The following is a 10841-nucleotide window of genomic DNA, read 5'->3' as shown; positions in this document are numbered from 1 at the left end:
CCGGGGTTTCGTCAGCGCGGGTCTCGTCAGCCGGGGTTTCGTCAGCGGGAGTTTCGTCAGCCGGGGTTTCGTCAGCCGGGGTCTCGTCAGCTATCGCCCCGTCAGCTGATGCTCCGTCGGCGGTCGCGTCCTCGGGCGTGTGGCCTGTTGCGGGGTACCCCGGCTCCGCCGGCTTGGGCCTGCACCGAAGTGCGGCCGAGCGGAGCGCGGGAAGGTACCGGGTTCCGACCCCCACCGGCGCAACCCAGGTGCTGACCGGTTTCAAGCCTCCGGCGACCCGCTATGGCCGGGGACATCTAGGGGTGGATCTCGCCGCTGCCCAGGGCAGTGCGGTGATGGCCGCCGGCGATGGGGTGGTCCGCTTCGCCGGGCCGGTGGCCGGTCGGGGCGTGGTGGTGCTGGTACACCCGGACGGCATCAGCACCGAGTACGAGCCGGTGGCTGCCGTCGTGGCAGCCGGCCAGCGGGTGGTGGCCGGCCAGCGGATCGGGACGGTGCGCGGCGTCCATCGCAGTTGCGCACCGGCGGAGTGCCTGCATTGGGGAGCCCGGCGCGGTAACGCCTACCTCAACCCGATGTCGTTGCTCGAGCCGCTCGGGGTGGTACGGCTGCTGCCCTGGTCCTGAGGGTGCCGCCGCTGGGGACCTGAAGGTGCCGCCGTGGGACTGAACTGGTGGCATAGAGCTGAGGGGGTCGCTGGGGAACTGAAGATGCCGCCGTGGAGCTGAAGGTGCCGCTGGAGAACTGAGCTGGTGGCCCAGGCTGGGGCCCGGGCCGAGGATCGATACCCGCGTCGGTGCTCAGGCGCGCGGGTGGGCCTGGTTGAAGCTGGCGCGCAGCCGGTCGACCGAGACGTGGGTGTAGATCTGGGTGGTTGCCAGGCTGGCGTGCCCGAGCAGCTCCTGGACGGCCCGCAGGTCGGCGCCGCCATCGAGCAGGTGCGTCGCCGCGCTGTGCCGCAGCCCGTGCGGCGACAACCCCGACCCGCCCGCCAGCCCGGCGGTCGCGGTGTTGACCACGCGCCGGGCGGCCCGCTGGTCGAGCCGGCCACCACGCCGTCCGAGCAGCAGCGCCTGGCCTGACGCGGCGGTGGCCCAGAGCGGCCGCCCGTGGTCCAGCCACCGTTGCAGGGCGGCGTCGGCCGGGATCCCGTAGGGCACGGTGCGCTGTTTGTCACCCTTGCCGATCACCCGGAGAACCCGGCGGCCACGGTCCAGGTCGGTCAGGTCCAGGCCGACCAGCTCGGCGACCCGGATGCCGGTGCCGTACAGCAGCTCCAGGATCAACCGGTCGCGCAACTGCTCGGGTTCGTCGCCGTCCAGGGAGTCGACCACCTGGCCGGCCTCGCCAGCGGACAGCACGGCAGGAATCGACCGGTGCGGCCGCGGGCTGACCAGCAGCTCGGCGACGTCGGCGGCCAGCAGCTGGTTCTTGAAGGCCCAGGTGCTGAACGTCCGGGCTGCGGCCGCGCGCCGGGCAAGCGTGGTGCGCGATGCCCCGGCCTGGTGCAGGCTCGCCAGCCACCCGCGCAGCAACCGCAGATCCAACCCGCGCAGATCCGTCTCGCCGGCGGATCGGAGGTAGTGCAGCAGCTGGGTGATGTCGCCGAGGTACGCCTGCACCGTGTGGGCGGACCGGTTGCGCTCCAGCCGCAGGAACCGCTCGAAGGCGGTGAGCACCGCTGACAGCTCCGGGTCCAGTTCTTCGCGCAGAGCGGCCACGTCGAGCCGGCGGTCCTTCTTGCGGGCAGCCCCGGTCGAGGGGGCCGCACGAGCGGGACCCGGTCGTCTCCGAGTCGTTGCCGCAGCGGCCGTGACAGCAGCCGGGACGGCAGCGTCGCTGGGACCGGCAGGCATGGCCAGACAGTGCGCGCGGGCCGGTGGTCACGTCAACTCGCCACGCTGGACAGCCGGTAGCCCTCTCGCGCGGCGGTGATCAGACCGGCGCCCTGCAATACCGGCAGGGCCGCGATCACCTGGCTGATCGGCTGCCCGCTGAGCCGGGACAGCTCTGCCTCGGTGACACTGCGCCCCCGACCGGGAAAGCCGTCGAGCACCGACCGGGCCACCAGGTCCAAGCTGTCGTAGGCCCGCTGGGTCAAGGATCCGCCGGTGGCTGCTGCCGCGCCGGCGTCCTGCTCGATCTCTGCCGAACCGCAGTAACTCAGCACCTCGGCCACGCTGGTGACCAACCGGGCCGGGTCCTCCTCGCGCTGGATCAGCCGATGGCACCCGCTCGACATCGCCGAGGTGACCGGACCGGGCACCGCCAGCACCGGGCGGCCGAGGTCGCGCGCATACCCCGCGCTGTTCAGGGCGCCCGAGCGGTGAGCCGCCTCCACCACCAACGTGGCAGCGCCCAGCGCCGCGATCAGCCGGTTGCGGCTGAGGAACCGCTGCCGGTGCGGGGCGCTGCCCGGCGGCCGCTCGCTTACCAGCACGCCCTGCTCGGCAGTCCGGTCGTAGAGGTGTCGGTGGCCGCTCGGATAGGGCCGGTCCAGCCCACCGGCCGACACCAGCACCGAGCTGCCACCGGCTGCCAGGGCGCCGCGATGGGCCGCCGCGTCGATGCCGTACGCGCCGCCGGAGACGACCACCACCTCGCGTTGGGCCAGCCCGTAGCTGAACTCCGAGGCGATGTGCTCGCCATAGGCGGTGGCAGCCCGCGAGCCGACCACCGCCACCGACCGCAGGCCCACCGTCGCCAGCGGCGCGCTGCCGCGCACCCACAGCGCCAGCGGCGGGATCAGCTCGCCCCGCTGGGGGCGGCTCCGCACGCCTGCCTGCCACTGGGCCACCCGCCGCTGCCCGGTGGCCTGCAGCGCCGCGAACGCGAAATGTGGCCAGTCCGCATCGGCCGGTGTCAGCAGCCGGATGCCGTTGCGCTCAGCGGCCGCGAGGTCGGCCTCCGGATCAGCAGCGGTCCGGCGCGCCTCGGTGCAGGCGGCCACCTCGGCGGGCACCTCTCCGGCCCGCACCGCCGCGGCCGCTGCCGGGTAGCCGTAGTGCTGGACGAACATCCACAGCGGCACCGATGCCGGCTCGGCGACCCGGCTCAGATAGGCCGCCGCGAGCAGGTGCTCCTCGCGGTCGGCGTGCCCTGGCGTAACCGTGCTGGTCATGCCGACGTCACCGCCGCCCGTCCGGTCCGCAGCCAGATCGCCTCGGCGATCTCCGCGGAGCCGGGGCTGTCCAGGCCGGCCAGATCGCTCAGCGTCCAGGACAGCTTCAGCACCCGATCGCAGCCCCGGGCGCTGAGCCCGCCCCGTTCGATCTCGGCATCCAGCCGGGCCAGCGCCTGGCGCGGCGGCCGGCAGCCTCGTGAGCGCAGCACCGGCCCGGGCACCTCTGCGTTGGTGTTCCAGCCGAACGGCGCCCACCGCGCGCGTGCCGCTGCCCGGGCCGCGATCACCCGCTCGGCCACCGCGGCGCTGGGTTCGCGCGCCTCCTGGTCCTGCATCAGTTCGGCCCGCGAGACCGGATCGATCGGGATCTGCAGGTCGATCCGGTCCAGCAACGGGCCGGACAGCCGTCGCCGGTACCGGCGGCGGGCATCGGGGGTGCACGAGCAGTCGGTGTCCTTGGCCGCCCCGCACGGGCACGGGTTCGTGGCCATCACCAGCTGGAACCGGGCCGGATAGCTGACCGCGCCGCCGGTCCGGTGCAGCACGATCTCCCCCGATTCCAGCGGCTGGCGCAGCGAGTCCAGCACGGTCGGCTTGAACTCCGCCGCCTCGTCGAGCACCAGCACGCCGCGGTGGGCCAACGAGGCGGCGCCCGGCCGGCCCAGCCCGGTGCCACCGCCCACCAGCGCAGCCATGGAGGACGTGTGATGCGGCGCCTGCAGCGGAGGGCGGCGAAGCAGGCCGGCGCCGCCGGGAAGCACGCCGGCGACCGAATGGATCGCGGTCACCTCCAGCGCCTCGGCCGGTTCGAGCTCAGGCAGGATCGAGGGCAGCCGCTCGGCCAGCATGGTCTTTCCGGCCCCCGGCGCTCCTTCCAAGAGCAGGTGGTGCGCCCCGGCGGCGGCGATCTCCAGGGCCCGCCGGGCGACCGGCTGGCCCACCACATCGGCCAGGTCGGGCAGCGGCGCCGGCGGATCAGGACGGCCGGCCGATGCGCCGGTCAGCGGCGCGCCGCCGCGCAGCGCCAGCACGATCTCGGCCAGCGAGGACGCCACCTGCACGTCCAGGCCGGTCACCAGCGCGGCTTCGGCGCAGTTGCCGGGCGACACCACCACCCGTCCCACCCCGGCTTCGCGAGCGGCCAGCACCGCCGGCAGCGCGCCCCGGACCGGGCGCAGCCGGCCGTCGAGCCCCAACTCGGCCAGCCACACCACTCCCGACACGGCGCGGGCCGGCACGTCGCCGGCCGCCGCCAGCACCGAGACCGCCAGCGCCACGTCGAACATCGAGCCGTATTTGCGGACGTCGGCGGGCAACAGGGCCACCGTGATCCGCTTGTTCGGCCAGCTCAGCCCGGAGTTCAGCACCGCCGCCCGGATCCGGTCCCTCGACTCCAGCACCGAGACGTCCGGCAGCCCCGTGAAGGTCAGGCCCGGCAGCCCCGCGGACAGGTCGGCCTCCACCTCGATGAGCCTTCCGGACACCCCGGACAGGGTGATCGACAGCGTTCCTGCCAGGGCCATCAGAACGCCGCCCGCAGGTGCCGGACCTGGGCCGGGCCGTGCGCACGGCGCAGCACCGACACCACATCGAACCGGATCGCCTCCCAGCCGCCTGGATGCTCGGCCAGCCACTGGGTGGCCAGCAGCCGCAACCGACGCGACTTCGCCTCGTCCACCGCCTCGGCGGGCTCTCCGAAGGCCAGCGAGGTGCGGGTCTTGACCTCGCAGATGACCAGGGTGCGGCCGTCCGCGGCGATGATGTCGATCTCGCCTCGGCCGCATCGCCAGTTCGTCTCGATCAGCCGGTGACCGCTGTCGGTCAGGCAGCGAGCGGCGATGGCCTCGCCGTAGCGTCCGAGGGCGTCCTTGAAGTGCATGGACCTGACCCTGCCCTGGCCGACCTGGCCAGCAGGCCGCTCGCCCGCGAATGTGGATAGCAAGCGACGCTGTGGACAACGCCGGCTCCCACCACCGGTAGCGCCCAACCAGCCGGAGCGTGTCGCCCGGCTACCGGCCCAAAGGCGGGTCGAAGGGCAGATTACGGGGGCTCTGTCCAGTCGCTCGGCCGATCAGCCGCCGAACGGGCTCTTGCCGCCCAGGTCCAGGTCCGGCTTCTCCAGCTCCTCGACGTTGACGTCCTTGAAGGTCAGCACCCGGACGTTCTTGACGAACCGGGCCGGCCGGTACATGTCCCAGACCCAGGCATCGCGCATCGTCACCTCGAAGTACACCTCGCCGTCGGCGTTGCGCGGCACCAACTGGACGTCGTTGGTGAGGTAGAAGCGCCGCTCGGTCTCGACCACGTAGCTGAATTGGCCGACGATGTCCTTGTACTCGCGATAGAGCTGCAGCTCCATCTCGGTCTCGTACTTCTCGAGGTCTTCGGCACTCATCGGGCGATCCCTGCAGGCATCATCTGTCCATTCTCACCCATCGCGTCCGGGGCGGTGAGGCCGCCCGGCAAGTCCGGAGCCGCAACAGCGGGCTCCGCCAGATCCCGAGCCGCGACAGCAGCCTCCGGCAGCTCCAGCAGCTCGGGCAGCTGCTCCAGCTCGCGCAGCTGGTTCAGCCGGGCCCGCTCGATCAGGCCCGACCACCCCGACGGCAGGTCCCACCAGCCGTCGCGCCCGGGCAGGTTCCAGGAGCACCGGTGCACCTGCGACGGCCCGTGCTCCAGCAGCGCTGCCAGGTGCTGCGGCGAGGAGTAGGCCTTGTTCTCCTCGAAGCCGTACTGCGGGTACTGCTCGGCGAGGGAGATCAGGATCCTGTCGCGTTCGGTCTTGGCCAGCACCGAGGCAGCGGCGATGGACGAGCACTTCAGGTCGCCCTTGATCAGGGTCCGCACCGGCACCCGGCAGCGCCAGCGATCCGGCTCCTCGAAACCCCAGTCGAACAGGCCGTCCCGGACGGTGAGGTAGTCGTGGTTGCCGTCCAGCAGCACCCAGTCGGGCTTGACGCTGAGCTGGCTGACCGCCCGCTCGGCGGCCAGCCGGAGCGCGGCGATGATGCCGATCCGGTCGATCTCGGCGGCCGAGGCGTGTCCCACCGCGCAGTCCAGCGCCCACCGCCGGATCCGGGGCACCAGCCGCTCGCGGGCCTGCGGGGTGAGCAGCTTGGAGTCGGCCACCCCCAACGGCGCGGGCTTCGTGTCGGCCGACAGCAGCACCACGCCGACCGACACCGGCCCGGCCAGGGCGCCCCGGCCGACCTCGTCGACGGCTGCCAGCAGCCCTGCTCCGGACCGCCATGCCTCGCGCTCGTAGCGAAGAGTCGGCGCCTTGCGAGCTGTCGTTGCCACCTATCTCACCGCCAGTGCTCGTTCGATCAGCTCGACCATAGTCACCGGCTCCCGGACCACGTCGGAGGCGGCCAGCTCGGCAAGCGGCCACCAGCGATGGCCGAGCACGACCAGCTGCTCGATGTCGGTATGCCCGGCCGGCTGCACCGGCAGGCCGCTGGGAACCTGGACCAGGAAGTAGAAGTTGGTCTGGTCGATGTCGCGGCCGGCGATGGTGAAGCGCACCCGTTCGGAATACATCGGCTCGGCTGCCGCGTCCAGCTCCAGGCGCAGCCCGGTCTCCTCGTACACCTCGCGCAGCGCGGCCTCCACCAGGCTCTCCCCCGGCTCCACGCCGCCACCGGGGGTGATCCAGTGCGACTGGTCGGAGCCGATGTCGCGCCGCTCGTGCATCAGCAGCACCCGGCGCTCGTCATCGAGGACGAAGATCCGGCCGGCCTGGCGGGCGACCGGCTGGTTCGCGTCCGCAGTCACCGGCGGCGACGCCTGCGCCGCCACCCGCCCAGGCCCACGGTCAGCACCAGCGCCGCAGCGGCGGGCTCGACCGGTGAGATTCCCGGCCCCAGCGCGCCGAGGGAGGTGAAGGTCGAGGGCGTGCCCAGGGTCCGCCAGCGCGACGGCGGCCAGGCGATCACGACCGCCTTGCCGATCACGTCGTCGTTGCCGACGGTGCTGTTCATCGGGTCGCAGGACTTGCCGTCACTGACGTTGCCGCAGTGGTAGCGGGAGTCGGCAGAGTCACTGCGGTGATCGCCCATCACCCACAGCCGGCCCTCCGGCACGGTGACCGGGCCGAAGCTGCGGGTGTCGTCGGCGCTGCGCTGACCGGGCGTCGAGGACTTGCTCCAGCTGCTGTTCTCGAAGACGTACGGCTCGTTCAGGCTGCGCCAGGGGCCTTCGGCGCCACGGTCGGAGATCTGCACGTTGCCGTTGCTGTCACAGCAGCGCACGGTCTGCCCGCCGACGGCGATGACCCGCTTGACCAGGTCCTTCTCACTCGGTGGCACCACCCCGACCAGCTGGCCGAACAGCTGCACGCCGTGCACCACCGGGTTGGTCGACAGCTGCACGCCGGCCAGCTCGTCCCAGTCGTGCGGAGCCCGGAACACCACGATGTCGCCGGGATGCGGATCGCGGACGTGGTACACCGGCTTGAACACCAGGATCCGGTCGCCGGTGCAGCCCGGGCAGCCGTGCAGGGTCTGCTCCATCGACTGCGACGGGATGTAGAACGGCTGCACCACGAACGTCTTGAGCACGATGGCGATGGCGATCGCGATGGCGATCAGCAGCGGGAGCTCCAGCCGCGCCCACCGGCGGCTGCGCCGGGCCGCCTTGCCGTCACGCACCGCCTTGGCGTCACCCGCCGCCTTGGCCTCACGCGCCGCTTGACCGTCAGCTGCAGACTGTCCGGGCACGGACGCCGATGGGTCAGGCACGGACGCAGACGAACCGGGCACAGACGCCCCGGGCACAGCCGGACCGGACGCAGGGGGCCCGGACGCAGCCGGACCGGGCACGGCCGGCCCAGCGCCGGTCGAGGGCACAGCGGCTGGCCGGGGCCCGGTGGAGATGGAAGGGTCAGCGCTCTCGTTGGCGTCGTAGCCCATGTCCGAGTTCGACACCTCGCGAGTCAGGAGAAGCTCCGACTAGCGGGTGATCGCGTCCCGCTTCTCCTTGATCTTGGCGGCCTTGCCGCGCAGGTCGCGCAGGTAGTAGAGCTTGGCGCGCCGGACGTCGCCGCGGGTCACGACCTCGATCTTCTCGATGACCGGGGTGTGCACCGGGAAGGTGCGCTCCACCCCGACGCCGAAGCTGATCTTGCGGACCGTGAAGGTCTCCTGCAGCCCACCGCCCTGGCGGCGGATCGTGACGCCCTGGAAGACCTGCACCCGGGAGCGGCTGCCTTCGATGACCCGCACGTGCACCTTCAGGGTGTCGCCGGCCCGGAAGTCCGGGATGTCGCTGCGCAGCGATTCGGCGTCCAACGTCTGCAAGGTGTTCATGTGACTCAGCTTCCTTCGGGTCCGAGCCGGGAACGCGCGGGTGAGCGCGTGCGGCCTCGATCGAGACTTCTACGACTACATCTGGGCTGTGTGCGGGCAGCGGGCCGCGAAGGCAGCCGCCGGGCAACCCCACGATGGTGCCATAACGACCTGTGGATTGAGAAACCGGGGGCGGCGGGTCAGCCGCCGAGCAAGTCCGGGCGACGGTCGCGGGTCCGCTCCACCGAACGCTCCCGCCGCCACTGCTCGATCCTGCCGTGATGCCCCGACATCAGCACCTCGGGAACCGGCAGATCCCGCCAGAGCGCGGGCTTGGTGTAGGCCGGGGCCTCCAGCAGGCCGCCGACCGCGGCGCTGAACGAGTCGTCGTGCGCCGACAGCGCATTGCCCAGCACGCCCGGGATCAGCCGGGCGACCGCCTCCAGGATCACCAGCACGGCTGCCTCGCCGCCGCACAGGACGTAGTCGCCGAGGCTGATCTCGTCCACGTCCATCCGCTGGCCGGCGTAGTCCAGGACCCGGGCGTCGATCCCCTCGTACCGGCCGCAGGCGAACAGCAGCCACGGCTGGCCGGCCAGCTCCTCGGCCACCGCGTGGCTGAACCGCCGCCCTGCCGGACCGGGAACCACCAGCCGCGGCTGGCTCGGGCCGTCAGCCGGCGCGATCGCGTCCAGCGCCCGTCCCCACGGCTCGGGCAGCATCACCATGCCAGGGCCGCCGCCGTACGGGGTGTCGTCGACCGTGCGGTGCGGATCGTCGGTCCAGGTCCGCAGGTCGTGCACGTCCACCCGGACCTGGCCGCGCTCGATCGCCTTGCCGAGCAGCGATTCGCGCAACGGGCTGAGGTAGTCGGGAAAGATCGTCACCACGTCGACGGACAGGGCCGGCGCCTCGGCGGAGCCGTCCGGAAGGCCGCTCACAGCTCCAGCAGCCCGTCCGGCGGGTCGATCTCGGCGATGCCTGCGGCCAGGTCCACCACCGGCACGAACTCGGTCCGGAACGGCACCAGCACCTCGCGGCCGTCGACGTCGATGGCCAGCAGGCTGCCGGCCGGCGAGTGCAGGACGTCGGTGATCGCGCCCAGCTGCCGGCCCTGCACCGTCCGCACCGCCAGCCCGATCAGGTCGGTGTCGTAGAACTCGTCCGGATCCTCGATCACCGGCCGGGCTCCGGCAGGCACCAGCAGCACCGTGCCCCGCAGCGCCTCGACGGCATTGCGATCGTCCACCCCCGCGAAGTGCACGACCAGCTTGCCGGAATGGTCCCGCGACGATTCGACGGTCAGCGGGCCGCGGTCGGCCGGCTCGGTGGTCAGCCGGGAGCCGGGGCTGAACCGCTCGTCCGGCGCGTCGGTCCACGGCTCGACGAAGGCGTCGCCGCGGACGCCGTGCGCCTTGCCCACCCGGCCCACGGCGACGAGCAGCTCGCCGTCGCCGAGCTGCTCAGTCACTGCGGACCTGCCTTCGGAGTGCGGGAACCGGTCAGCGGCCCTCGTCGGTGTCGACGACATCGACTCGGATGCCCTTGCCGCCTACCCCGTTGACGACCTGGCGCAGCGCCTTGGCGGTGCGGCCATTGCGGCCGATCACCCGCCCGAGGTCATCGGGGTGCACCCGGACCTCGAGCCGGCGACCGCGCCGGTTGTCGATCAGGTCGACCACCACGTCATCGGGATGATCGACGATGCCACGAACCAGATGCTCGAGGGCCTCTTCGAGCACTTAGCTGCCCGCCTCGGCAGGAGCGTCGGTGGCGGCACCGGCGTCCGCGGCAGGAGCGGCAGCCGGAGCAGCCTCAGGGGCGGCCTCGGCAGCCGGAGCAGCCGGAGCCTCGGCAGCCGGAGCGGCCTCAGCAGCAGGGGCGGCAGCCGGAGCGGCGTCCGCGTTCTCGGCCTGCTCGCGCCGCGGAGCGGCCTTCTTGCGCGGCGTGGTGGCCTCGGCGGACGGCTCACCCTCGGAGTCGCGCAGGGCGGCGTCGAACAGCGCGCGCTTGTCCGGCTTCGGCGCCGCGACCAGCATCGGCGCGGGCGCCGGCAGGCCCTTGAACTTCTGCCAGTCACCGGTCACCTTCAGGATCGCGGTCACCGCCTCGGTCGGCTGCGCGCCGACGCCGAGCCAGTAGGCGGCCCGATCGGCGTCGATGCGGATGATCGACGGGTCGTTCTTCGGGTGGTACTCGCCGATGGTCTCGATGGACCGGCCGTCACGCTTGGCGCGGGCATCGGCAACGACGACGCGGTAATGCGGCTCGCGCATCTTGCCGATGCGGGTGAGCTTGATCTTGGTTGCCACGGGTGTCGTTCACTCCAGTATGTGCAGGGACGGGCCAGAGCGCCGATGGGTGGGGAACACCGCGGCGGGTAGTCCTGATGGACTGGCCGGCGCTCGGCGAGAGGGTCCGAAGGCTGGCCG

At 72.3% G+C, this 10841-nt stretch carries 14 protein-coding genes; 1 reads left to right on the top strand and 13 read right to left on the bottom strand.

What is annotated here, in order from left to right:
• Window positions 1-302: 302 nt before the first annotated feature.
• A complete protein-coding gene (locus VF612_RS16985) occupies window positions 303-626 on the top strand; it encodes a M23 family metallopeptidase (protein ID WP_408661035.1) in 324 nt (107 codons plus the stop codon).
• 174 nt (window positions 627-800) lie between these two features.
• On the opposite strand, the gene VF612_RS16980 is transcribed toward VF612_RS16985, so the two are convergent.
• The 13 genes from VF612_RS16980 to rpsP all read right to left on the bottom strand — a co-directional run bounded on the left by VF612_RS16980 (window position 801) and on the right by rpsP (window position 10721).
• Complete coding sequence (locus VF612_RS16980; RefSeq protein ID WP_408661034.1) at window positions 801-1721, bottom strand: tyrosine recombinase XerC; 921 nt, start codon at window positions 1719-1721, stop codon at window positions 801-803.
• A gap of 167 nt (window positions 1722-1888) precedes the next feature.
• The gene (dprA, locus tag VF612_RS16975) at window positions 1889-3121 is read right to left on the bottom strand and encodes a DNA-processing protein DprA (RefSeq protein WP_408661033.1); all 1233 of its coding nucleotides are present in this window, start codon (window positions 3119-3121) and stop codon (window positions 1889-1891) included.
• Window positions 3118-4647, bottom strand: a complete 1530-nt coding sequence (locus tag VF612_RS16970; protein WP_408661032.1) for a YifB family Mg chelatase-like AAA ATPase — start codon at window positions 4645-4647, stop codon at window positions 3118-3120. The genes dprA and VF612_RS16970 overlap by 4 nt, the downstream gene beginning before the upstream one ends.
• Entirely contained in the window at window positions 4647-5003 is a 357-nt protein-coding gene (locus VF612_RS16965) for a YraN family protein (RefSeq protein WP_408661031.1), read from the bottom strand. The genes VF612_RS16970 and VF612_RS16965 overlap by 1 nt, the downstream gene beginning before the upstream one ends.
• Before the next feature lie 192 nt (window positions 5004-5195).
• The gene (locus VF612_RS16960) at window positions 5196-5519 is read right to left on the bottom strand and encodes a DUF2469 domain-containing protein (RefSeq protein ID WP_408661030.1); all 324 of its coding nucleotides are present in this window, start codon (window positions 5517-5519) and stop codon (window positions 5196-5198) included.
• A complete protein-coding gene (locus VF612_RS16955; protein ID WP_408661029.1) occupies window positions 5516-6424 on the bottom strand; it encodes a ribonuclease HII in 909 nt (302 codons plus the stop codon). Before VF612_RS16955 ends, VF612_RS16960 begins: the two co-directional genes overlap by 4 nt.
• Window positions 6425-6898 (bottom strand): NUDIX hydrolase, encoded by a 474-nt coding sequence (locus VF612_RS16950; protein WP_408661028.1) that lies wholly within the window; start codon window positions 6896-6898, stop codon window positions 6425-6427.
• A complete protein-coding gene (gene lepB, locus VF612_RS16945) occupies window positions 6895-7863 on the bottom strand; it encodes a signal peptidase I (RefSeq protein WP_408661027.1) in 969 nt (322 codons plus the stop codon). Before lepB ends, VF612_RS16950 begins: the two co-directional genes overlap by 4 nt.
• Window positions 7864-8073: 210 nt before the next feature.
• Entirely contained in the window at window positions 8074-8430 is a 357-nt protein-coding gene (gene rplS, locus VF612_RS16940; protein WP_408661026.1) for a 50S ribosomal protein L19, read from the bottom strand.
• Between the two features lie 179 nt (window positions 8431-8609).
• The gene (trmD, locus tag VF612_RS16935; protein ID WP_408661037.1) at window positions 8610-9311 is read right to left on the bottom strand and encodes a tRNA (guanosine(37)-N1)-methyltransferase TrmD; all 702 of its coding nucleotides are present in this window, start codon (window positions 9309-9311) and stop codon (window positions 8610-8612) included.
• 35 nt (window positions 9312-9346) lie between these two features.
• On the bottom strand, window positions 9347-9880 hold the full coding sequence (gene rimM / locus VF612_RS16930; protein WP_408661025.1) for a ribosome maturation factor RimM: 534 nt from the start codon (window positions 9878-9880) through the stop codon (window positions 9347-9349).
• A gap of 31 nt (window positions 9881-9911) precedes the next feature.
• Window positions 9912-10151, bottom strand: coding sequence for an RNA-binding protein (locus VF612_RS16925; protein WP_408661024.1), 240 nt, complete (start codon window positions 10149-10151; stop codon window positions 9912-9914).
• On the bottom strand, window positions 10152-10721 hold the full coding sequence (rpsP, locus tag VF612_RS16920; RefSeq protein ID WP_408661023.1) for a 30S ribosomal protein S16: 570 nt from the start codon (window positions 10719-10721) through the stop codon (window positions 10152-10154).
• Window positions 10722-10841 lie beyond the last annotated feature (120 nt).

This window comes from Jatrophihabitans sp. (assembly GCF_036388195.1).
Classification (GTDB): Bacteria; Actinomycetota; Actinomycetes; order Mycobacteriales; family Jatrophihabitantaceae; genus Jatrophihabitans_A.
Note: the sequence above shows the minus strand (reverse complement) of the source record. Positions and strands in the feature narration are given on the sequence as shown.

Coding starts and splice junctions, on each gene's coding strand:
- dprA (WP_408661033.1), bottom strand. CDS start 3,121: ATGACCAGCACGGTTACGCCAGGGCACGCCGACCGCGAGGAGCACCTG.
- VF612_RS16970 (WP_408661032.1), bottom strand. CDS start 4,647: ATGGCCCTGGCAGGAACGCTGTCGATCACCCTGTCCGGGGTGTCCGGA.
- VF612_RS16965 (WP_408661031.1), bottom strand. CDS start 5,003: ATGCACTTCAAGGACGCCCTCGGACGCTACGGCGAGGCCATCGCCGCT.
- VF612_RS16960 (WP_408661030.1), bottom strand. CDS start 5,519: ATGAGTGCCGAAGACCTCGAGAAGTACGAGACCGAGATGGAGCTGCAG.
- rplS (WP_408661026.1), bottom strand. CDS start 8,430: ATGAACACCTTGCAGACGTTGGACGCCGAATCGCTGCGCAGCGACATC.